This is a genomic window from Pseudomonas vancouverensis, assembly GCF_004348895.1.
GTDB classification, from domain to species: Bacteria; Pseudomonadota; Gammaproteobacteria; order Pseudomonadales; family Pseudomonadaceae; genus Aquipseudomonas; species Aquipseudomonas vancouverensis.
The window spans coordinates 79,944-102,751 of the sequence record NZ_RRZK01000005.1 but is presented as its reverse complement, the minus strand read 5'-3'; the positions used below and the strand labels follow the sequence as shown (position 1 = coordinate 102,751).

At 60.2% G+C, this 22,808-nt stretch carries 19 protein-coding genes and 4 tRNA genes; 20 read left to right on the top strand and 3 right to left on the bottom strand.

The genetic code is table 11. The features are described 5' to 3' along the window. Positions 1 to 204 precede the first annotated feature (204 nt). The 17 genes from EIY72_RS04345 (at position 205) to EIY72_RS04265 (ending at position 18,530) form a co-directional block, all read left to right on the top strand. Positions 205 to 2,871 (top strand): FimV/HubP family polar landmark protein, encoded by a 2,667-nt coding sequence (locus tag EIY72_RS04345; RefSeq protein ID WP_093217979.1) that lies wholly within the window; start codon positions 205 to 207, stop codon positions 2,869 to 2,871. Positions 2,872 to 3,032: 161 nt separating this feature from the next. After that, positions 3,033 to 3,857, top strand: a complete 825-nt coding sequence (truA, locus tag EIY72_RS04340) for a tRNA pseudouridine(38-40) synthase TruA (protein WP_093217981.1) — start codon at positions 3,033 to 3,035, stop codon at positions 3,855 to 3,857. Positions 3,858 to 3,920: 63 nt separating this feature from the next. Next, entirely contained in the window at positions 3,921 to 4,544 is a 624-nt protein-coding gene (locus EIY72_RS04335) for a phosphoribosylanthranilate isomerase (RefSeq protein WP_093217983.1), read from the top strand. 251 nt (positions 4,545 to 4,795) lie between these two features. Continuing rightward, positions 4,796 to 5,716, top strand: coding sequence for an acetyl-CoA carboxylase, carboxyltransferase subunit beta (gene accD, locus EIY72_RS04330; RefSeq protein WP_093217985.1), 921 nt, complete (start codon positions 4,796 to 4,798; stop codon positions 5,714 to 5,716). Further along, a complete protein-coding gene (gene folC / locus EIY72_RS04325) occupies positions 5,713 to 7,020 on the top strand; it encodes a bifunctional tetrahydrofolate synthase/dihydrofolate synthase (RefSeq protein ID WP_093217988.1) in 1,308 nt (435 codons plus the stop codon). Before accD ends, folC begins: the two co-directional genes overlap by 4 nt. Beyond that, positions 7,004 to 7,654 (top strand): SPOR domain-containing protein, encoded by a 651-nt coding sequence (locus EIY72_RS04320; RefSeq protein WP_093217991.1) that lies wholly within the window; start codon positions 7,004 to 7,006, stop codon positions 7,652 to 7,654. Before folC ends, EIY72_RS04320 begins: the two co-directional genes overlap by 17 nt. A 98-nt stretch (positions 7,655 to 7,752) precedes the next feature. Further along, positions 7,753 to 8,313 carry a CvpA family protein gene (locus EIY72_RS04315; RefSeq protein WP_093217994.1) on the top strand — a complete coding sequence of 187 codons (561 nt, stop codon included), beginning with the start codon at positions 7,753 to 7,755 and terminating at the stop codon, positions 8,311 to 8,313. Between the two features lie 41 nt (positions 8,314 to 8,354). Next, positions 8,355 to 9,860, top strand: coding sequence for an amidophosphoribosyltransferase (gene purF, locus EIY72_RS04310; protein WP_093217997.1), 1,506 nt, complete (start codon positions 8,355 to 8,357; stop codon positions 9,858 to 9,860). Between the two features lie 81 nt (positions 9,861 to 9,941). Further along, entirely contained in the window at positions 9,942 to 11,153 is a 1,212-nt protein-coding gene (locus EIY72_RS04305; protein WP_093218000.1) for an O-succinylhomoserine sulfhydrylase, read from the top strand. Further along, positions 11,150 to 11,926, top strand: a complete 777-nt coding sequence (locus tag EIY72_RS04300; protein WP_093218003.1) for an SDR family oxidoreductase — start codon at positions 11,150 to 11,152, stop codon at positions 11,924 to 11,926. Before EIY72_RS04305 ends, EIY72_RS04300 begins: the two co-directional genes overlap by 4 nt. 190 nt (positions 11,927 to 12,116) lie before the next feature. Next, positions 12,117 to 12,192: transfer RNA gene (locus tag EIY72_RS04295), tRNA-Val, on the top strand. Between the two features lie 55 nt (positions 12,193 to 12,247). Then, positions 12,248 to 12,324, top strand: a tRNA-Asp gene (locus tag EIY72_RS04290). A 94-nt stretch (positions 12,325 to 12,418) separates the two neighbouring features. Continuing rightward, a tRNA-Asp gene (locus tag EIY72_RS04285) sits at positions 12,419 to 12,495 on the top strand. Positions 12,496 to 12,955: 460 nt separating this feature from the next. Continuing rightward, positions 12,956 to 15,787, top strand: a complete 2,832-nt coding sequence (locus tag EIY72_RS04280; RefSeq protein WP_093218006.1) for a xanthine dehydrogenase family protein molybdopterin-binding subunit — start codon at positions 12,956 to 12,958, stop codon at positions 15,785 to 15,787. Beyond that, a complete protein-coding gene (locus EIY72_RS04275; RefSeq protein ID WP_093218009.1) occupies positions 15,780 to 16,319 on the top strand; it encodes a (2Fe-2S)-binding protein in 540 nt (179 codons plus the stop codon). Before EIY72_RS04280 ends, EIY72_RS04275 begins: the two co-directional genes overlap by 8 nt. A gap of 2 nt (positions 16,320 to 16,321) precedes the next feature. Beyond that, on the top strand, positions 16,322 to 17,557 hold the full coding sequence (locus EIY72_RS04270; RefSeq protein ID WP_093218012.1) for a c-type cytochrome: 1,236 nt from the start codon (positions 16,322 to 16,324) through the stop codon (positions 17,555 to 17,557). Between the two features lies 1 nt (position 17,558). Further along, positions 17,559 to 18,530, top strand: a complete 972-nt coding sequence (locus EIY72_RS04265) for an XdhC family protein (protein WP_093218015.1) — start codon at positions 17,559 to 17,561, stop codon at positions 18,528 to 18,530. Positions 18,531 to 18,584: 54 nt separating this feature from the next. On the opposite strand, the gene EIY72_RS04260 is transcribed toward EIY72_RS04265, so the two are convergent. After that, positions 18,585 to 19,868, bottom strand: coding sequence for an NAD(P)/FAD-dependent oxidoreductase (locus EIY72_RS04260; RefSeq protein WP_093218017.1), 1,284 nt, complete (start codon positions 19,866 to 19,868; stop codon positions 18,585 to 18,587). Between the two features lie 184 nt (positions 19,869 to 20,052). Here EIY72_RS04260 and EIY72_RS04255 point away from each other — a divergent pair. Continuing rightward, positions 20,053 to 20,129: transfer RNA gene (locus EIY72_RS04255), tRNA-Val, on the top strand. Between the two features lie 766 nt (positions 20,130 to 20,895). Here EIY72_RS04255 and EIY72_RS04250 read toward each other — a convergent pair. Further along, the gene (locus EIY72_RS04250) at positions 20,896 to 21,102 is read right to left on the bottom strand and encodes a hypothetical protein (RefSeq protein WP_093218020.1); all 207 of its coding nucleotides are present in this window, start codon (positions 21,100 to 21,102) and stop codon (positions 20,896 to 20,898) included. 288 nt (positions 21,103 to 21,390) lie between these two features. On the opposite strand from EIY72_RS04250, the gene EIY72_RS04245 reads away from it, so the two are divergent. Next, positions 21,391 to 21,687, top strand: a complete 297-nt coding sequence (locus EIY72_RS04245) for a hypothetical protein (protein WP_093218023.1) — start codon at positions 21,391 to 21,393, stop codon at positions 21,685 to 21,687. A 142-nt stretch (positions 21,688 to 21,829) separates the two neighbouring features. Continuing rightward, a complete protein-coding gene (locus EIY72_RS04240; RefSeq protein ID WP_093218025.1) occupies positions 21,830 to 22,285 on the top strand; it encodes a DUF2214 family protein in 456 nt (151 codons plus the stop codon). Positions 22,286 to 22,500: 215 nt separating this feature from the next. On the opposite strand, the gene csrA is transcribed toward EIY72_RS04240, so the two are convergent. Then, positions 22,501 to 22,692, bottom strand: coding sequence for a carbon storage regulator CsrA (gene csrA / locus EIY72_RS04235; protein WP_007975691.1), 192 nt, complete (start codon positions 22,690 to 22,692; stop codon positions 22,501 to 22,503). Between the last annotated feature and the right edge of the window lie 116 nt (positions 22,693 to 22,808).

The window sequence follows — 22,808 nt, the reverse complement described above, 5'->3', positions numbered from 1 at the left end:
GATACTTGGCAACAATTTGTCGAATGATTCCGGGCCAGCCTATGCTTGCCGGAATGCTGAAGGCGAGCCACTGCGTGGGGCTTTCCGGGGCATCAAAGAAACGATCGCGCGCGTCGACCTTTCGCCGTCGCGCGCAATGCCTTACGGCAGCGGTTATCAATACCTTCTCGCTGGCCGAGGAATGTTCAAACTAAGGATGAGCTAATGGTTCAAGTTCGCAAACTGGTGTTAGCAATAGCGGCCGCCTCGGCGCTGTCCTCCGGTATGGCGCATGCCCTCGGGCTTGGGGAGCTGACCCTGAAGTCGACGCTCAACCAACCGCTGGTGGCGGAAATCGAGCTGCTCGACGTCAAGGATCTCACCGCTGCGGAAGTGGTACCGAGCCTGGCCTCGCCTGAAGACTTCGCCAAGGCTGGTGTCGACCGCCAGGCGTTCCTCAACGACTTGACCTTCACGCCGGTGCTGAATGCTAGTGGCAAAAGCATTCTGCGCGTGACCTCCAGCAAGCCGCTGTCTGAACCGATGGTCAAGTTCCTGGTTCAGGTCATGTGGCCGAACGGTCGCTTGCTGCGCGATTACAGCGTGCTGCTCGATCCATCCAAATTCTCGCCGCAAACCGCCGAGGCGGCAGCGCAACCCGCCGCGACGCCTGCCGTTGCTGCGCCGGTGACCGGTGCGACCAAGCCGTCGCAATACACCACCACGCCGCGCGATACCCTGTGGGAAATCGCCGCAAAGGCCCGTAATGGCGGTTCGATCCAGCAGACCATGTTGGCCATCCAGGCTTTGAACCCGGATGCCTTTATCGATGGCAACATCAACCGTCTGAAAACCGGCCAGGTGCTGCGTCTGCCGGATCAGGCGCAAAGCACCAGCCTGCCGCAGCCCAAGGCTATCGCCGAAGTGGCTGCACAAAACACCGCCTGGCGTCAGGGCCGGCGTTATGTCGCCAAGCCAGCGGCCGGTCAGCAGCAAATTGACGCCACCAATCGTCCGCGCACTGAGGCCGCTCCGACACAAGCCGCTACCGACAAACTCAGTCTGGTGTCGGCGGAGTCCGGGAAAAATCGTGGCAAGGGCGCCGCAGGCGATGCCAAGGCCTTGAACAACAAGCTGGCGGTCACCCAGGAAAGCCTCGACACCACCCGTCGTGACAACGCCGAACTGAAAAGCCGCATGGCCGATCTGCAAAGTCAGCTGGACAAGCTGCAACGCCTGATCGAACTGAAGAATAATCAACTGGCGAAGATGCAGGCCGAAGGTGCCAACGGTGCACCAGCCGCTGCGCCTGCGACTGCGCCGGCCATCTCGGCAGAGCTGGCGAGCAATCCTGCCCCGGCGCCAGCCCCTGTGGACACAGCCCCTGCAGCGCCGAGCCCGGCTGCTGCCCCTGAGGCTGCGCCGGTAGCTGCCGACCAACCGGTTGAGTCCGCACCGGCCGTTTCCGATGAACAAAAATACAACGACCTTCTGACCAATCCATGGCTGTTGGGCCTGGCGGGTGGCGGTGCGGTGGTTGTGTTGCTGCTGCTGTTGCTGTTGGCTCGTCGCCGTAAGGCCCAGCAGGAAGCCGAAAAACACCTGCGCATGGCGCGTGAATTGGCTGAAGAGCAGGCGTTTTCGGCTGATCTCGACCTGCCGGAAAGCAGTTTCGAAGGTCTGGAAGTGCCGCCGCCAAGCGTCAAGTTAGCAACTGCACCAGCGCCGGCTCCGACACCAGCCCCGGCCCCGGCGGTTGCTTCGGTGGTGATGACCACGCCTATCGCTGCACCCCTGGTTGCTCCAGCTGCCGAGCGTTCCGACGATGTATTGAGTCAGGCGCAGTCGCACATCAATGCCGGTCGCCTGAATCAGGCGGCAGCGTTGCTGGAAGAGGGCGTCAAGCAGGAGCCGCAGCGCAGCGATGTGCGCCTGAAGCTGATGGAAGTCTACGGCCAGCAGGGTGATCGCGATGCATTCGTCGGCCAGGAGCGCCAGTTGGTGGCCAATGGCGACAACTTCGCCCAGGTTGAAAAGCTCAAGAGTCGTTTCCCGGCCATGGCATTGGTGGCGGCCGGCGGTATTGCCGCAGCGGCCGTTGCGGCCGAGCTGGATGCGCAATACGTCAAGGACCTGATGCAGGACGAGCCTCAGGCTCCTGAGCCGGCTCCGGTTGCTGCACCTGCACCCGCACCTGCGGAAGATGACCTGGACAGCGCTTTCGACCTGAGCCTCGATGATTTCGACAACGTCAAGCCAGTTGCGCCAGAACCGGCGCCTGCCGTGGTGCCAGAGCCGGAAACGCTGGCCGATCTGGAAGACTTCCCGCTGGATGACGACCTGAGTTTCGAGTCGGTGTTGCAGCAGCAGACCGAGATCAAGGAAAACCTCGACGATCTGTCGGATTTCGACCTGGATCTGGACCTCGGTGCTGAACCTGCGCCGGCGATGCTGGCAGAGGATGATTTCCTGCTGGACCTCGACGAAGGCGTGAAGGATTTCCCGGTGGTGGACGCTCCTGCTGTTCCTGAGGCGGCGCTGGACGACCTTGAGTTGCCGGCGGACTTCGATCTGTCGCTGGCTGACGAAATGGATGCACCGGATGCGTTTTCGTCGGAGTTGAAAGACGTCAACGCCGAGTTGGAAAGCCTGTCCCAGAGTATTGGCGAGCCGAGCTTTACCGCCGATGATGCGCTGCTCGGTGCTGATGACGAGCCGGACTTTGACTTCCTCTCCGGGACCGACGAAGTCGCCACCAAGCTCGATCTGGCCCAGGCCTATATCGACATGGGCGACAACGATGGTGCACGGGACATCCTCAATGAGGTGGTGACCGAGGGAGATGACGGCCAGAAGAGCGAAGCCAAGGAAATGCTTTCGCGTCTGGCTTGAGTCTCGGTACGGTGTAAGCAAAACGGCAGCCCGGCAAGGCTGCCGTTTTTGTTTTTGCCGCCGCTGCACTGGCGTCCCTGACTCGCGGCCTTATAATGCCGCCTTTGCGTACATCATCAGGCTGTCCCTCCTTGGCAAACATAGATAACCCGGCCGCCGAAATGGCTGCCGAAGGCTTTTACCGCATCGCGTTGGGCGTTGAATACAAAGGCTCGCGCTATCGCGGCTGGCAGCGTCAGGCGTCCGGCGTGCTGACCGTGCAGGAAACCCTTGAAAACGCGCTGTCCAAAGTCGCCGACTCGCCGGTTTCGCTGATGTGTGCCGGACGTACCGACGCCGGTGTGCATGCCTGCGGTCAAGTGGTGCATTTCGACACCCAGGTCGAGCGCTCGATGAAAGCCTGGGTGATGGGGGCCAATATCAACTTGCCCCATGACGTCAGCGTCAGTTGGGCCAAGGTCATGCCGGCGCACTTTCATGCGCGATTCAAGGCCATTGCCCGGCGTTATCGCTACGTGATCTACAACGACCAGATCCGTCCGGCTCACCTGAACGAAGAAATCACCTGGAACCACCGCCCGCTGGACGTCGAGCGCATGGCCGAGGCTGCCCGGTACCTGCTCGGTACCCATGATTTCAGCGCTTTCCGTGCCGGTCAGTGCCAGGCCAAGTCGCCGATCAAGGAACTGCACCACCTGCGCGTTACCCGCCACGGCAAGATGATCGTGCTGGATATCCGTGCCAGTGCGTTTCTGCACCATATGGTGCGTAACATTGCTGGCGTATTGATGACCATCGGTGCCGGTGAGCGTCCCGTCGAGTGGATGAAAGAGGTGCTCGACAGCCGCGTGCGGCGTACTGGTGGGGTGACGGCGCATCCATTCGGTCTTTATCTGGTGCAGGTCGAGTATCGCGACGAGTTCCAGTTGCCCGAGCGTTACATCGGCCCACACTTCTTGACCGGCTTCTCGGAACTTGACGGCTGACGCCCTCGAGCGCATTTGCTACCATCCGGGGCTTTCCCGGATTTGTCTTGGAGTTGTATCGACATGTCAGCCGTTCGCAGCAAGATCTGCGGGATTACCCGCATAGAGGATGCGTTGGCGGCCGTCGAGGCCGGGGCGGATGCCATCGGGTTCGTGTTCTACGCCAAGAGTCCCCGTGCGGTGACCTTTCAGCAGGCACGCTCGATCATTCAGGCGCTGCCACCGTTCGTGACCACCGTGGGTTTGTTCGTCAATGCCAGTCGTTGCGAGTTGGGCGAGTTGCTGGATGCGGTGCCGTTGGACCTGCTGCAGTTCCATGGCGATGAAAGTGTCGAAGACTGTGAAAGCTGGCATCGGCCGTACATCAAGGCCTTGCGGGTCAAGGCCGGGGACGACATCGCCGCGGCCTGTAATGCCTACCCAAGCGCCAGCGGCATCCTGCTCGATGCTTATGTTGAAGGCGTTCCCGGGGGAACCGGCGAGGCCTTTGACTGGTCATTGATACCGCAAGGCTTGAGCAAGCCGATCATTCTGGCCGGTGGCCTGACACCGGAAAACGTCGCCTCGGCCATTGCCCGGGTACGACCTTATGCCGTGGATGTCAGCGGCGGGGTAGAGGCGAGCAAAGGCATCAAGGATCACGCAAAAGTTCAGGCATTCATCAAGGCGGCACGCAGTTGCGTGTAAGGTTGTCCAGCGAAACGAAGCAGCGATCCTTTGATCGGTTTTGCGATGTGACGGCTGGCAGACTGCCGCCGTCTTTAACTGCACTTGCACGAAGCAGGCATGGCTGAGGGTTTTCGGGGTTGTACGCAGGTCAAGTTTCGCGCTGACCGTGGCGACCTCCTGATCATCGCCGCACACATGAATTTAGCGCTAGGGCATACACGGGGTTGCGAACCAGAGCGTTCGGGCCGCCGGTACTGGAGAAAGAAAGCATGAGCAACTGGTTAGTAGACAAACTGATCCCTTCGATCATGCGTTCCGAGGTCAAGAAGAGCTCGGTGCCTGAAGGTCTTTGGCACAAATGCCCGTCTTGCGAGGCTGTGCTGTACCGTCCGGAGCTGGAAAAGACCCTGGACGTTTGCCCCAAGTGCAACCACCACATGCGTATCGGCGCACGCGCCCGTATCGACATTTTCCTCGACGTTGAAGGGCGTACCGAACTGGGTGCGGACCTGGAGCCGGTCGACCGTCTGAAATTCCGTGACGGCAAGAAGTACAAGGATCGCCTGACCGCCGCGCAGAAGCAGACCGGTGAGAAAGATGCGCTGGTGTCCATGAGCGGCACCTTGCTGGGCATGCCGGTCGTGGTTTCGGCCTTCGAGTTCTCCTTCATGGGTGGCTCAATGGGTGCCATCGTCGGTGAGCGCTTTGTGCGCGCCGCCAACTACGCGTTGGAAAACAAGTGCCCGATGGTCTGCTTCGCCGCTTCCGGCGGTGCGCGCATGCAGGAAGCGCTGATTTCCCTGATGCAGATGGCCAAGACCTCGGCGGTGCTGGCGCGTCTTCGCGAAGAGGGCATTCCGTTTATCTCCGTACTGACCGATCCGGTCTACGGCGGTGTTTCCGCCAGCCTGGCCATGCTGGGCGACGTGATCGTCGGCGAGCCGAAGGCGCTGATCGGTTTTGCCGGTCCTCGTGTCATCGAGCAGACCGTGCGTGAAAAACTGCCGGAAGGCTTCCAGCGCAGCGAGTTCCTGCTGGAGCACGGTGCCATCGACCTGATCATCGATCGTCGCGAGCTGCGTCCGCGCCTGGGCAATTTGCTGGCGCAAATGATGGGCCTGCCGACGCCAACCTTCGTCGCTGCGCCTATCGAGCCGATCGTGGTGCCACCGGTGCCTGCCAGCCTATGACCCAACGTACCCTTGGCGAATGGCTCGCCTACCTTGAACAGTTGCACCCTTCGGCCATCGACATGGGGCTGGAGCGGTCGCAGCAGGTAGCGTCCCGCATGGGACTTGGCAAGCCGGCGCCTCGGGTGATCACCGTCACCGGGACCAACGGCAAGGGCTCTACCTGCGCGTTCGTGGCTTCGTTGCTGCGGGCGCAAGGCCTGAAGGTCGGTGTCTACAACTCTCCGCACCTGCTGCGTTACAACGAGCGGGTACAGGTCAATGGCGTCGAAGCCACGGATGCCGAGCTGTGCGAAGCCTTCGCGGCGGTCGAGGCCGGGCGCGGCGACACCTCGCTGACCTATTTCGAGATGGGTACCCTGGCGGCGTTCTGGCTGTTCCAGCGCTCCGGGCTTGATGCCGTGGTGCTGGAAGTCGGCCTCGGCGGGCGCCTGGATACAGTCAATGTGGTGGACGCCGACATGGCGTTGGTCACCAGCATCGGCGTCGATCATGCGGACTATCTCGGCAATACCCGCGAGTCCGTGGCTTTTGAAAAGGCCGGTATTTTCCGTCAGGGTGCTCCGGCGCTCTGCGGCGATCTGAATCCCCCACAACCATTGCTGGACAAGGCGCGCGAGCTCAACTGCCCGTTTTTCCTGCGTGGGCGCGATTTCGACCTAGGTGTGACTGATCATCACTGGCAGTGGCGTGGCGTTGATGGGCAGGGGCGTGCAGTAGAGCTGCATGATTTGCCGCTGCTCGATTTGCCCATGGAAAACGCTGCGCTGGCCTTGCAGGCTTACTTGTTGCTCGGTTTGCCTTGGGTGGATGCACAGATTGTCGAGGCCTTGCAGGCCACGCGCGTGGTCGGTCGGCTGGATCGCCGGCAGTTTGACTGGCAGGGCAAACGCCTTAACCTGCTGCTGGATGTCGGGCATAACCCCCACGCCGCGGAATACCTGGCCCGACGTCTGGCCAGTCGTCCACCAGTCGGCAAGCGTCTTGCGGTGTTCGGCTTGCTGGCGGACAAAGACCTCGATGGTGTTGTTGGTGAATTGAGTGCCAGCGTCCAGCATTGGGCGGTGGCTCCGCTGGAATCGCCGCGTGCACGACCGGTCGCCGAATTGCACCAGGCGCTGCAGGCCCGGGGCGCTCCGGTCACGGCTTATGACAGTGTGGCTGCAGCCTTGGAAGGGCAGTGTTCGCAGGCCACCGCTGACGACGAAATCCTGTTGTTCGGATCTTTTTATTGTGTCGCCGAGGCCCTTGAATGGCTGGCTCGGCGCTCCACGGAGGACGCGGCAAATGGCATTGCTGGATAAAGCTTACAAGCAGCGCATGGTCGGGGCGCTGGTGCTGGTCGCGCTGGCGGTGATTTTCCTGCCGATGCTGTTTTCCCGTCAGGACGAGCAGCGTCAGGTGACGGTTGAAGCGCCGGCGGCTCCGCAGGCGCCCGCAATGCCACAAGTGCAGGTGGAACCGGTGGTGGTGCCTGAGCCTCAAGCCCTGCCGCAGGAGCCGGTGCCGAGCGATGACGAAATTGCCCAGGAAGAAGCGCCAGCAGCACCCAGTGTGCCGTTGACGCCTGTACCTACCGCCAAGCCGGTTGCGCCAACGCCAGCTCCGGCTGCCAAACCGGCTCCAGCCCCTGCGCAGCCGATTGCCGCAGCCCCTGGCAAGCCCGACACGACGCAAAGCCGTGTCGATGCCAATGGCTTGTCGGTCAGTTGGTCGGTGCAACTGGCCAGCCTGTCCAGTCGTGACGGCGCGGAAAAGCTGCAGAAAACCCTGCGCAGCCAAGGCTACAACGCCTATATCCGCACCGCTGACGGCAAAAACCGCGTGTTCGTCGGGCCGCTGATTGAACGGGCTGAAGCCGACCGCTTGCGTGACTTGTTGAACCGCCAACAGAACCTCAAGGGCTTTGTCGTGCGCTTTCAGCCAGAACGTGGTTAAAACTATCGCCTCGATTTGAAATGCACAGACAATCGCAGCTTACCGATCAGCATGGGCTCTGCTAAAATGCGCCGCCTTATCCGTCTGTAGGCTGCACTGTGCCATTTACCTGGGTTGACTGGGCGATCGTTGCAATCGTCGCCATCTCCGCTTTGATCAGTTTGAGCCGCGGCTTCGTCAAGGAAGCATTATCGCTGGTGACCTGGATCATCGCAGGAGTCGTCGCCTGGATGTTCGGTGGTTCATTGTCCGAGTACCTCGCCGGATACATCGAAACGCCATCGGCTCGTGTAATCACGGGCTGTGCCATCATGTTTGTCGCCACTTTGATCGTGGGCGCAATGATCAATTATCTTATCGGCGAACTGGTTCGCGTCACCGGCCTTTCCGGGACCGACCGATTCCTCGGCATGGCCTTCGGCGCCGCGCGTGGCGTACTGCTGGTGGTCATCGCCGTCGGGCTGTTGAGCCTGGGGCCGGTACAGCAGGACGGGTGGTGGAAAGAGTCCCAGCTCGTGCCAAAATTTCTATTGGTTGCAGACTGGTCCAAAAACCTGATTCTCGGGTGGAGCAGTCAGTGGCTCGCCAGCGGTATCAGCGTACCCGCTGATATACCGTTCAAGGAGCACCTCTTGCCGACGGCCAAAACGCCTCAGTGAGATGTGTTCAGTTCAGATCCATTAAGTAGGGGTTGCGTCGCATGTGTGGCATCGTCGGTATCGTCGGTAAGTCGAACGTCAATCAGGCGCTGTATGACGCGCTAACCGTCCTCCAGCACCGCGGCCAGGACGCTGCCGGTATCGTGACCAGCCACGATGGCCGGTTGTTCCTGCGCAAGGACAATGGCCTGGTGCGTGACGTGTTCCAGCAACGTCACATGCAGCGTCTGGTCGGTCACATGGGCATTGGCCATGTGCGCTATCCAACCGCGGGCAGCTCGACTTCGGCCGAAGCTCAACCGTTTTACGTCAACTCGCCTTATGGCATTACCCTGGCGCATAACGGCAACCTGACCAACGTTGAACAGCTGGCCAAGGAGATTTACGAATCCGACCTGCGCCACGTCAACACCAGCTCCGACTCGGAAGTGCTGCTCAACGTGTTCGCCCACGAGCTGGCCCAGCGCGGCAAGTTGCAGCCGACCGAAGAGGACGTATTTGCGGCCGTCACCGACGTGCACAATCGTTGCGTCGGTGGTTATGCCGTCGTGGCGATGATCACCGGCTACGGCATCGTCGGTTTCCGTGACCCGCACGGCATTCGTCCGATCGTGTTCGGCCAGCGTCACACTGACGAGGGCGTCGAGTACATGATCGCCTCGGAAAGCGTTTCCCTGGACGTGCTCGGCTTCACCCTGATTCGCGACCTCGCACCGGGCGAAGCGGTCTACATCACTGAAGAGGGCAAGCTGTACACCCGTCAGTGCGCGACTAATCCTTCCCTGACCCCGTGCATCTTCGAACACGTGTACCTGGCGCGCCCGGACTCGATCATCGATGGCGTGTCGGTGTACAAGGCGCGTCTGCGCATGGGCGAGAAGCTCGCCGAGAAGATCCTGCGCGAGCGTCCGGATCACGACATCGACGTGGTCATCCCGATCCCGGACACCAGCCGCACCGCCGCGCTGGAGTTGGCGAACCACCTGGGCGTGAAATTCCGCGAAGGTTTCGTCAAGAACCGTTACATCGGCCGGACCTTCATCATGCCGGGCCAGGCTGCACGGAAAAAATCCGTACGCCAGAAGCTCAACGCCATCGAGCTGGAATTCCGCGGCAAGAACGTGATGTTGGTGGACGACTCGATCGTTCGCGGCACCACCTGCAAGCAGATCATTCAGATGGCTCGCGAAGCCGGCGCGAAGAATGTTTACTTCTGCTCGGCGGCGCCAGCGGTTCGTTACCCGAACGTCTATGGCATCGACATGCCGAGCGCTCACGAACTGATCGCCCACAACCGTTCCACTCAGGATGTGGCTGACCTGATCGGTGCCGACTGGTTGATCTATCAGGACTTGCCTGACTTGATCGAAGCGGTCGGTGGCGGCAAGATCAAGATCGAGAAATTTGATTGTGCGGTGTTCGACGGCCAGTACGTCACCGGTGACGTCGACGAGGCTTACCTGAACAAGATCGAACAGGCGCGCAACGATGCCTCCAAGGTCAAGACGCAGGCAGTCAGCGCGATCATTGATCTGTACAACAACTGAGTTTCTACCGGCCCCCCAGGGGCCGGTTTTGTATCTATCAAACGACTTTTATTTATCAAGAGCAGGGCAAGGAGTGTGAGCATGAGTCAGGAATGGGATGCCGGTCGGCTGGACAGCGACCTTGAAGGCGTAGCGTTCGATACCCTGGCCGTCCGCGCCGGTCAGCACCGTACGCCGGAAGGCGAACACGGTGATCCGATGTTCTTCACTTCCAGCTACGTGTTCCGTACGGCCGCCGATGCGGCCGCGCGTTTTGCCGGGGAAGTGCCGGGTAACGTCTACTCGCGCTACACCAACCCGACCGTGCGCGCCTTCGAGGAGCGTATTGCTGCGCTGGAAGGGGCTGAGCAGGCGGTCGCGACCGCGACTGGCATGGCGGCAATCATGGCCGTGGTGATGAGCCTGTGCAGCGCAGGCGATCATGTGTTGGTGTCGCGCAGCGTTTTCGGCTCGACCATCAGCCTGTTCGAGAAGTATTTCAAGCGCTTCGGTATCGAAGTGGATTACGTGCCGCTGGCGGATCTGTCTGCCTGGGATGCGGCGATCAAGGCCAATACCAAGCTGTTGTTCGTCGAGTCGCCGTCCAATCCGCTGGCCGAGTTGGTGGATATCACTGCGTTGGCGGAAATCGCCCATGCCAAAGGCGCGATGCTGGTGGTCGACAACTGCTTCTGCACGCCGGCCTTGCAGCAGCCGCTGAAGATGGGCGCGGACATTGTCGTGCATTCGGCGACCAAGTTCATCGACGGCCAGGGTCGTTGCATGGGCGGTGTGGTGGCCGGTCGTGGCGAGCAGATGAAGGAAGTGGTGGGTTTCCTGCGTACCGCCGGGCCGACCCTGAGTCCGTTCAACGCCTGGATCTTCCTCAAGGGTCTGGAAACCCTTAACCTGCGCATGAAGGCCCATTGCGCCAATGCCCAGCAACTGGCCGAGTGGCTGGAACAGCAGGATGGCATCGAAAAAGTCCATTACGCCGGTCTCAAGAGCCATCCGCAGCACGATCTGGCCCAGCGTCAGCAGAAGGGCTTTGGTGCTGTGGTGAGCTTTGAAGTCAAGGGCGGCAAAGAGGGCGCCTGGCGCTTCATCGATGCCACTCGCTTGATTTCGATCACCGCCAACCTGGGCGACAGCAAGACCACCATCACCCATCCGAGCACCACCTCCCACGGCCGTCTGGCGCCGCAAGAGCGTGAGGCTGCGGGGATTCGTGACAGCCTGATCCGCATTGCGGTCGGTCTGGAAGATGTGGCCGACCTGCAAGCCGATCTGGCGCGCGGCCTGGCTGCGTTGTGATCGAGTTGTCGACGCCGTCTGCGGGCTCCAATGGTCGCGTAGCGCTGGTTACTGGCGCTGCGCGAGGTATTGGTCTGGGGATCGCAGCCTGGCTGGTCAGCGAAGGCTGGCAGGTCGTGCTGACAGACCTGGATCGGGATCGTGGGTCGAAAGTGGCGAAAGTACTGGGCGACAACGCCTGGTTCATTGCCATGGACGTTTCGAATGAGGGGCAGGTGGCGCTGGGTGTCGCCGAGGTGCTTGGCCAGTTCGGTCGTCTTGACGCGCTGGTGTGCAATGCGGCGGTGGCCGATCCGCATAACATCACCCTGGAAAGTCTCGATTTGGCGTACTGGAACCGGGTGCTGGCGGTGAATCTGAGTGGGCCGATGTTGCTGGCCAAGCACTGCGCGCCGTACCTGCGTGCGCACAGTGGGGCGATCGTCAACCTGGCATCGACCCGCGCTGCGCAGTCGGAGCCTGATTCGGAAGCTTACGCGGCGAGCAAGGGCGGCCTGTTGGCCTTGACTCACGCGTTGGCCATCAGTCTCGGGCCGGAGATTCGCGTCAATGCCGTCAGTCCTGGCTGGATCGATGCGCGTGACCCGGCGGTACGCCGCGCCGAGCCGCTGTCGGAAGCCGATCATGCCCAGCATCCGGCGGGCAGGGTAGGGACGGTCGAGGATGTGGCGGCGATGGTGGCCTGGTTGCTGTCGAGGAATGCCGGTTTTGTCACCGGTCAGGAGTTTGTGGTCGATGGCGGCATGACCAAGAAGATGGTTTATGAGCAGTGAAGGGCAGCTTCAAGCTTCACGCTTCACGCGGCAAGTTAAAGCAGGTCCGTGCCGCGTCTGCTAGCGCAGTCCCGCTCTTCTCTTGCAGCTTGAAGCTTGCCGCTAAAAACTGTTTTTGAAAAAAACTTCAAGCAGGGTATTGACTTAGCTTCGGTACCTGCGTAAATTTCGCGGCCTCGGAGATGCAAACGGGTGATTAGCTCAGCTGGGAGAGCGTCTGCCTTACAAGCAGAATGTCGGCGGTTCGATCCCGTCATCACCCACCACTCCCCGAGGTACTTGCGAAAGCAAGAGGTAGGCTGAAAGTGCCTCCACCGACGCGCAGCGGTAGTTCAGTCGGTTAGAATACCGGCCTGTCACGCCGGGGGTCGCGGGTTCGAGTCCCGTCCGCTGCGCCATATTTAACGAGTCAGGCTCTGTCTGGTTCGCGATTGAAAAGCACCGAAGCTTTCAATCAATACGAGTTACTTGAGCGCAAGCTCAAAGCGATACGCAGCGGTAGTTCAGTCGGTTAGAATACCGGCCTGTCACGCCGGGGGTCGCGGGTTCGAGTCCCGTCCGCTGCGCCATATCTGCAACGAGGCCTACTGAACGCCTTGGTGCTACGAAGAAACCACTGGTTACTTCGAGTCGATAGCAAAGACCCTGGTCGAAAGACCGGGGTTTTTTGTTTCTGCCATTTGAGTTTTCTCTTCCCTCATCTTTCCCTTCAGGCCTTGTTGTCAGGCTATCGCCGAGTGGGTCCTCCTGGTTTTTGCTGGCGTCCCTTGAAGCTGGCGGGCGTTGTGCTGGATAGCCGCTACGCTTTTCCTTGGGCTGTGCCAAAAAGTCGCAGTTTTTTTGAGTCTGCAGTCAGTTTTTTGTTACTGGTTGTTTGCCGCGAGCGCATAAGTCTATAAACTTAACCTTTCGGTCAGCTTTGCACTGTCATTTCAGCCCTTCGTATCGTCGAGGAGGGCTTCTGCAAGACTCGAGATTTCCAGTACATAACCAGAAGGGCGGATCCCATTACCGCCCAGAGGATGATCCATGTCCAACCGTGATATTTCCCGGCGCTCGTTCCTTCAGGGCGGGCTGGTAGCGGGCGTGAGCGTGACGCTTGCGCCGTTGAGCAGCCAGGCGCTGGCAGCCTTGATGGAAAACAGCGTCACCGTGCCGTCCGAGCAGTGGCTCGGCAACAACGGCAAGGCGCGCGCCCGTAACGATGCTCTGTCCAAGGTCTGCGGCAGCAAAGTGTTTGCCCGCGACATCCGCTCCAAGGACATGCCGGGCTGGCCTGAGCAACAGGGCCACGCCATGCTGCTCAAGACCATCAAGGCCGACCGTATCTTTGCCGGCATCGACCTGGCGTGGCTCGGCGCAGAGCTGCAGCCTGACCGCATCGTCACTGCGGCTGACCTGGAAAAGGACGGCATCGTTTTCCCGGAAGAACACGCTCCGGACCCATTGCTGCCTGAAGGCAAAGTGCCGATGTTCATCGGCCACCCGGTAGCCATTCTGATCTGGAACGACTTCGAGCGTTTCCGTCAGGCCAAGAACAAGCTGAAATTCAATGACAAGGCGATTCGTTACGGTGCGCAAGTGCCGTACTACGAAGGCGACCCCTATGGCAGCTTCCGCTACGTGCGCGTGGGCGGCCCGACCTCGGCCGACGAAGACGAATTCGCCAGCCTCAAGGATTCGATCCTCTTTCCGATGCTGAAAAACCGTCGCCCGGTGTGGAATTCTCAGCCGAACCTGCACGGTAACCTGACCGAGCGCGGCCTGTTCTACGCCGAGCGCATGAAACAACAGGTCGAATCGCCACCGGACAACTGGCTGGTGTTCGATGAGCGCTACAAGACGCCATCGATCGAGCCTGCCGCCATGGAACCGGACAACGGCAACGGCTGGTACGACCCGAAAACCAAGACCCTGCACTTCGTGGTTGCCACCCAGTGCCCGCTGGAAGCGGCGACCGAGACCGCGAAAATGATCGCGCCGTCGCGCTTCGGCCTGGCCAACCTGAACATGCACCCGGGTTACACCGTGGGTTACGGTTCCAAGGACCACAACATTTTCGTCTACTACGCAGCCCTGGCCGCGCTGTATGGCGCAGGCGTTCCCGTGCGTCTGGCGAACGACCGTTACGAGCAGTTCCAGAGCGGTATCAAGCGTCACCCGTTCGACATTCGTTACCAGTTGGCCGTGGACAAGAACGACCACAGCTTCAAGATTTTCCGTGCCGACATGAGCGTCGACGGTGGTGGACGGATCAACTACAGCCCGTCTGTGGCAGCCGTTGGCGCCACCGCTGCACAGTCGATCTATTACATGCCGCAGAACGATCTGCAGGTCACCGCTTATCACTCTCGCGGCGTTGAAGCCGGGTCGATGCGTGGCTACGGCACTTTGCAGAGCATGGCCTCGACCGAAATGATGGTCGACGAAATTGCCGGTCGCCTGGGCGTCGATGCCATCGAGTTGCGCCGCAAGAACGCGCTGCGCTCGGGCATGAAAAACACCCAGGGTGCGATTCCGGCGGGTGCGTTGCGTCTGCACGAAATCCTCGACAAAGCTTCGGTCCACGACACCTGGAAAAATCGCGAGGCGATCAAGCAGCAACGCGAAGCGGCTGACCCGGACAACTGGTACGGCATCGGTTTTGCCATTTGCCAGAAAGACTTCGGTACAGGTTCCGAAGCGCCGATGGCCAGCATCGAATTCACCGCCGAAGGTCGCATCAACCTGCGTCACATCGGTATTGAAATCGGTACCGGCATGTCCACTTCGCAAGCGATGGTCGTCGCTGACTTCCTCGGCTTGCCTGCACACGAAGTGAAGACCGGCGAAACCGACTGGAAGGAAATGCAGCTGACCACCAGCGGCAACCCTTACATCATGAGCCAGGCCGAGCAGGACAGCCTGCTGCGTAACCCGCGCTGGGTCGGCAAACTCGCTTCGGCGTCGTCGGCAACCAACTCCGCCTACTACTTCAGTCACGCCACCCGTGAAGCGGCGCGTGTGCTGTTCAACCACGGCTTGTGGCCGGCGGCGATGGAGATCTGGCGACAAGGCCCGTTTGGCGGCCAGGCCAACCCCTACGTCGTGCGTCGTGAAGATGCCTTCTGGGTCGACGGCAAGCTCACCGCCAACGGCATGGAACCCTTGCCGTTCGCAATGCTGGCCAAGCGTGCCCACGAACGCGGCCTGGTGACAGGCGCTACCGTGCACGGTTTCAACCGCTGGAGTTGGGCCGAGGCCGAGTACAGCATCGACGGCGTGCGTGAACGTCTGCCGCTCGACGGCCTGGCGGTCAAATATGGTGACGGCGCCCCGAATGCGAAGAAAGCGCAAATGAACAGCGCCGGTTTCCATCTGCTGGACCGGCAGAACATCGCCTATCCGGCGACTCAGCTGAACAACGCGGCAGTGACCTACTACAGCCCTGTTGCGACGCTGGTGGAAGTGAAGGTCAACAAGGGTTCGGCGGAAGTCTCGGTACTCAATCACCACTCGTGGGTCGAGTGCGGGCGAGTGCTGGTGCCGGAACTGGTCAAGGGCCAGCTCGAGGGCGGTATCGCCATGGGTATCGGCCATGCGTTGATGGAAGAGATGCCGTTGTACGAAGGCGGACCGGGTGAGGGCGACTGGAACTTCAACCGCTACCGCCTGCCGATGGCGCGCCACGTTGCCGTGTGGAAACAGACGGCCGAGATTCTGCCGCCGTTGTCGCCAAGCGACCCGTCCAAAGGCATCGCCGAAGTGGTGATGATTCCGGTGGTCGGCGCCATCGGTAACGCCGTGGCCCATGCCATCGGTAAACGTGTTCGCGACCTGCCTATCACTTCTGCACGCATCAAGGAGGCCCTCAATGGCTAACCGTCCGCTTCAACTGACCCTCAACGGTCAATCCGTCGGCCCGGTGGACATCCCTGATGACCTGCCGATGATCGATTACCTGCACGAATACAAGAACCTCACCGGTTCGCGTCTGGGCTGCGGCCAGGGCATCTGCCACGCCTGTGTGGTGATCGTCGATAACCCCGACGGCACCAGCGAAGAAGTGCGCACCTGCATCACTGGCGCGCATTATTTCGAAGGCAAGAAGGTGCGGACCATCGAAGGTCATGCAACCCGCGACGAGCAGGGCAAGGTCACCGAACTGAACCCGATCCAGCAGCGTTTCGTCGACGAATTCGCCTTCCAGTGCAGCTACTGCGCTCCGGGTTTCGTCAACGCAGCGACCGTGCTGGTGGAAAAGCTGCAGCGTCAGCCCATCGTCAAGAGTCAGCTGGAACAAGTGATCGAGGACAGCCTGGGTCATCACATCTGCCGTTGCACCGGTTACGTGCGCTACTACAGCGCCACCCGCAACGTGCTGACCGATCTCGGCCTGGTCAAGGAGGGCTAAGCATGAAGCATCTACTTACCCGCCTAGCGCTGGCGGTCGGTCTGGCTGCGCCTGTGTTGATGGCTCACGCCGATGATCAGGTCAAGCGTGGCCAATACCTGGCTCGCGCCGCCGACTGCATGGCCTGCCACACCGCGCCGGGTGGCGCGCCGTTCGCTGGTGGCCTGCCGATCGTGTCGCCGTTCGGCACCATCTACGGCACCAACATCACACCGAGCAAGGAACACGGTATCGGTCAGTACAGCGATGACGAGTTCTTCGCTGCGCTGACTGAAGGCAAGCGTCGCGATGGGGCGAACCTGTATCCGGCCATGCCGTACACCTCGTATCACCTGATGCCGCGCGAGGACTCCGACGCCATTCACGCGTACCTCAAGACCATCGAGCCGATCGAGCGCGCTGCTCCGGTGACCAGCCTGAGCTTTCCGTTCAACGTGCGTCTGGGTCTGATGGGCTGGAACATGTTGTACGGCAAGGATGTGAAGCTGGAGTCGGCTGAAGGCAAAAGCGCGGACTGGAAGCGTGGTCAGTACATGGTCGACGTGCTTGGTCACTGCGGCGAATGCCATACCCCGCGTAACCTGTCCGGTGCGATGCAGCAGGACAAGCGCCTGACCGGTGGCCTGCTCAACGGCTATCTGGCACCGAGCCTGCTGGCCACCGATCTGGCGGCTCGCGGCTGGAATCACCAGGACCTGAGTTCGTTCCTCAAGCACGGCATGAGTGCCCAGGGCACGATGTTCAATGAGATGTTCCCGGTGTTCCACAACAGCACCCAGGGCCTCAACGATCCGGATCTCGCCGCGATGGCCACCTTCCTGCTGGGCGATCAGCCACCGGCGGCGAAAGTGCTCACCGAGGTGTCTCTGGACAAGCTCAGCCCGAGCGCCCAGCGTGGCCGTCAGGAATATTTAAATGTCTGTGCCGGCTGCCATGCCCCTGGTGGTGAAGGCAAACCGCACATTGCCGTGGCCATGCGCGGCAACACGACCTTGCGCCTGGAAGATCCACGCAACCTGGTGCGGGTGATCGACGACGGTATCGGCGAGCAGAAATTCTCCGGCTTCGAGCACATGCAACCGATGCCCGGTTTCGCCGAGAAGCTCAGCAACGACCAACTCGCGGATCTGTTGAACTACCTGCGTCAGGGTTGGGGTGGTCAGTCGGGTGACCTGGCAGTGAACGACGTGCAGAAGTTGCGGGCTGATGCGCCGCCGCTCGAGCACAAGGCTCACTGACATGCAGCATCTCGATCTGCAAGTGGTGCGTCGGGCCCTTGAGTGGTCGACGGCGGGGCAGCGCATCTGGCTATGCACGGTGCTGGCCACTTATGGCTCGGCGCCGCGTGCGCCGGGTTCGCTGTTGGCAGTCAACACTGAAGGGCACTGGATCGGCTCGCTGTCCGGCGGTTGCGTCGAGGAGGATTTTCTCGAGCGGGTCGCCGAAGGTGCGTTTCTCGATGCCGTCAACGTGGTGCGTTACGGCGAAGGTGACGATCCGCGCTCTCGAGTCAGCCTGCCCTGTGGTGGCGTGCTCGACGTGCTGGTGGAGAAGCTCGACGCCGATTGCGACGTACAGGCGCACCTGCGCGAACTGGAGTCCGCCCTGATGGGGCGACGCCGGCTGATCCGCGAGGTCGATCTGGCCAGTGGTGCGCGCACCTTGTTGGATGATCGTGAACAGGGTGTGCGCATCGAGCGTGAAATTGATCGGGTTCGCGTGCGTGTCGGCGCGGCCCAGCGTTTGTTGCTGGCCGGTTACTCCAGTGTCGCGCAGGCCTGTGCCGAGTTTGCCGTGGGCCTGGGTTTCGAGGTGATTCTCTGCGATCCGCGGGATGAAGTACTCGAAGGCGTTGTGCTGGAGGGCGTCGAGATTCGCCGCCAGTTGCCGTCGGTGTTCATTGCCGATGGCGGTTGCCACAGCGATACGGCGGTGGTGGCGTTGACGCACGACCCGCGTATCGATGATCTGGCGATGATGGAGGCCGTGCGCACCGAGGCGTTTTACATCGGTGTGATGGGCTCGATGCAAACCTCGCAGAAACGCTTCGAGCGGCTGCGGCGCATCGGCGGTCTGGGGGATGTCGAGCTGGGGCGGATTCACGCACCGATCGGTCTGAACCTGGGCAGCAAGACGCCGGCGGAAATCGCCTTGGCGGTGTTGGCTGACATCCTGCGAATCCGCAGTGGTATCGCCCGCGATCGACTTTGAAGTTTCTGCCAAAAGAAAAGGGCCGCTGATCGCGGCCCTTTTTGCATCTGTTGATTAAACGCCCAGCTTGTCGCGCAGGCCGTAATACCAGGCACCCAGTGCAGCGAACGGAGTGCGCAGCAGCTGGCCGCCCGGGAATGGATAGTGGGGCAAGTCGGCGAAGGCATCAAAACGCTCTGCCTGGCCTCGCAGCGCCTCGGCCAGCACCTTGCCGGCCAGGTGCGTGTAAGTCACGCCATGGCCGCTACAGCCCTGGGAATAGTAGATGTTGTCGCCCAGGCGTCCGACCTGAGGAAGGCGCGACAGGGTCAGCAGGAAATTGCCGGTCCAGGCGTAGTCGATCTTCACGTCCTTGAGCTGCGGGAATGCCTTGAGCATCTTCGGCCGGATGATCGCCTCGATGTTCGCCGGGTCCCGGGCGCCGTACACCACGCCGCCACCGAAAATCAGGCGCTTGTCGCCGGTCAGGCGGTAGTAGTCGAGCAGGTAATTGCAGTCTTCGACGCAGTAGTCCTGTGGCAGCAGGCTCCTGGCCAGCTCTTCACCCAAAGGTTCGGTGGTGATCACCTGTGTGCCGCACGGCATCGACTTGGCGGCCAGCTCCGGCACCAGATTGCCGAGGTAAGCGTTGCCGGCGACGATGATGAACTTCGCCCGGACCTTGCCCTGTGGCGTATGCACCACCGGATTGGCGCCGCGCTCGATGCGCACCGCCGGTGATTGTTCGTAGATCGTACCGCCCAGGGATTCGACCGCAGCCGCTTCACCCAGTGCGAGGTTGAGCGGGTGGATGTGCCCGCCACTCATGTCGAGCATCCCGCCGACATACTGATCACAGGCCACCACGTCGCGAATGCGGCGTTGATCCATCAGCTCAAGCTGGGTATGGCCAAAACGCTCCCACAGGCGCTTCTGCGACTCCAGGTGACCCATCTGCTTGGCAGTCATCGCCGCAAACACGCCGCCGTCCTTCAAGTCGCACTGAATGTTGTACTTGGCCACGCGCTCGCGAATGATCCGGCCACCCTCGAACGCCATCTGTCCCAGTAGCTGAGCCTGTTTAGGGCCGACCGAGCGCTCGATGACATCGATATCGCGACTGTAGCTGTTGACGATCTGCCCGCCGTTGCGTCCGGATGCACCGAAACCCACCTTCGCCGCTTCAAGTACCGTCACCTTGAAACCGTTTTCCAGCAGGAACAGGGCAGAGGACAGCCCCGTATAACCGGCACCGATCACGCAGACGTCAGTCTCGATGTCGTCCTGCAACGCCGGGCGTGGCGGAACCGCATTGGCTGATGCGGCGTAGTAGGACTCTGGGTAGGGGGTGTTCGCCATCCTGCTGCCTCTGTTTAATATATTTTACGAGTGCGCTGATCGTACCCGAGTTGAAAATCCCCCGCCAGCCACCCGGAAAATCTTCTTTGCACCGGTGAAATTAAATATTTTGCATATTCATAGGGTTAGCGCGAAAAAAGGTGTTGACACCCCTCCGGAATTCCGTAGAATGCCGCCTCACAGCAGGCACGTAGCTCAGTTGGTTAGAGCACCACCTTGACATGGTGGGGGTCGTTGGTTCGAGTCCAATCGCGCCTACCAAACAAAATCCGCTCTGCTGGGCGGTCTGAAAGGGCTCACCGAAAGGTGGGCCATTTTTTGTTGTCTTGGATTTTTAGAGCCCGGTATCAGCGCGCCATGCTTGCCCCGGTTCTTAGTGCTTGAGCATTCTCGCGCCTGGCAGGACCTCCACTTCGATCAATGCGTCGATGCAGCGATTGTTGCTGCAGTTGGGCTGTCAACACAGTGGCGTCATAGAGAATCTGGATACGGGTGATCCAGAGCTGACTTTTATGAAGTTTCTGGATTAGCCGCTCGCGCGGTTTTGAGGTCTGCGTAAGTTGCAGTATTTACTTCGCCGGTGCCAACTTCGAGCGGCTCAGCGACTGTCTGCGAAGTTGCGCAGGGGAGGGATGCGAATTGAAGGCGCCAAGCACATTAATTCGCATCAATACGAACGCGCTGCAATCAGCGCCGGAGGCGGATCTTTTCCCAGGTGCGATCAACGTAAAACGATCCCGTATCGCCTCGCAGGGAATACAACGTTGCTCTGAACAGAGCTGTCCCGCGAGAGCAGTGCAACCCGCGAAGTTTATCGTATGCCCATTTCCATCCGTGTTTGGGTGTGGTGCTCATGCTTTCCCTGATCCAAAGTCATCCATATCCTGATGGTAGCCCGGATCAAACCATTAGCCAACGATCTATTTCGGGCGTCAAAACTCCGTTCTAGAGCGGTTTGTGCATCTTCAGTCGTTGTTTTAGAGGCTTCTCTCACGACATTGGCGCGTTCTCTCGTGCACCCGCTGGGTCAAATCCCGTAGTTCGCCGTATACCCATGATGAGCATCCGCTACGCTCGCAATGAAGTGCAGTGCAACTTCCTGGCGTGCATCGGTGGAGGGGAGCTCCAGGCTGCTGACGATCTGCAGACTCAGAGGATTTGGTTTTGCCAGCTCTGCTGCCTTTTCCAGGGCCATTTTCGCGTGGTTCATTGCGATCTCGTTGAGCGTTGACACGATGATATCTCCCGGTGAACTGACCGCGCGTGACGCTGTGGTCCCCGAACGTTAAATGGGCTAATTCCGCGGGCGTCAGGATTATGTCGCAGCGCGCGCGTCGCCTGCCTGCACTGCAAACCTTACGCCAGAGGTGTTAAGGGAATGAGACGCTAATCTTGCAGGCGACGAGTGGACAGTCGTTTGCGGAAATTTTTGTAATGTGTCAAAAGGCCATCGCGTAGACTACCTGTGTGAACTGACCTCGCTACTCGCTCAAGCTCATTGATAAATGGAGTCAACCAGGCCATGGAAGTGCCAAACAAGCGGTCTCTGCACATTGACTCTCAGCTGCCTGTCAAAGTGGCCAAGTGGCGCTGGCGAACACTGTACTTCACCATCTGGCTGCTCGCGGCATTTCTGGTCATCTCCATCTTCGGCCTGGGTGTGCTGGCGCTTGTGGCGGGGATTGAAGAGGAGTTGGAGGGCGGCGCGCGAATGCTTGCTCTTGGCGCTGGCGGGGCAATCCTGGTCGTAGGCTTGGCGATTCTGAAATCGATCTTTCCCCGCGAATCGATAGCCCCGCTGTTCCAGAAGAAGAACTGAGCTGCGGCACAAGGGGCCAATGCCTCCGCGCGTACTCAATTCGCTAGCGCGGGTCACGGTTGCTGGTCTGCTTGGGCAGGCAATCCCTTCATGGGCTACTACTGTCAGGTTGAATTCACTTTGGCCTGGCAGGAGTTTCCTGATGCTGACTCACTGGTTGCTTGCAGCAATTCATCTTTTGGCGTTTGCCGTAGGGCTATGGGCCGTGCTGACCCGGGGCACGGCTTTCCGTCGTTTGGCCAATGGCATCGGGGAGGTCAGAAGTGTTCTCGTCGCAGACAATATCTGGGGCATTTGTGCTGTCACTTTGCTGATCACTGGTGGCCTGCGCGCCTTTGCAGGCTTCGAGAAAGGCAGTGACTATTACCTGCATCAGCCGCTGTTTCATCTGAAGATGGCACTTTTTGTGCTGATCTTGCTGTTGGAGATGGCGCCTATGGTGACGTTGATCAAATGGCGGGTAGCGCTGGGGCGTAAAGTGACGTTCGATACTGGCCGCGCGAAGCTGTTTGCCCGGGTCAGTCATGTCGAGGCGTTGCTGGTTCTGTTGATGATGGTGGCGGCTACCGGCATGGCGCGCGGTGTGACGTTTGGATAATTCGTTACTGCATAACCTGAGGCCAAGCCGAAACGCTCAGGCATTCAGGGTTTGAACGCCCGTCAGAAAGGGCTCCTCACGTTCGGCATTGCCGTGCTGAGGTATGCGGATTTTTCGAGTGCGCGACGCTTGGGCAAGCGAAGGGTGGTGCGCTTGAATCTTTAGCCAGCCGTGGTTCCGGGGTGAGCGGGGCTGGCTACTGACTGCAACAGCATTCAGGATTGCGGTTTTTCCGGGGCGGTCAAACCAGCCTGAATACGCTGATAGATTTCTTCGCGGTGCACCGCAACGTCTTTCGGAGCGTTGATGCCGATTCTGACTTGCTGGCCGCTTACGCCCAAGATGGTGATCGTAATGTCATCGCCAATGTTTATGCTTTCACCGACTTTGCGGGTGAGTATCAGCATGGTCTTCTCCTTGATTGCTTCGTGTGGCACCTGATTCGCACAGTGCAGAGGTCGGTGTATGTATAGATTAGTGCTAAGTCTGACAAATTGGGTGCCTCTTTCTGACGCACAGAAGC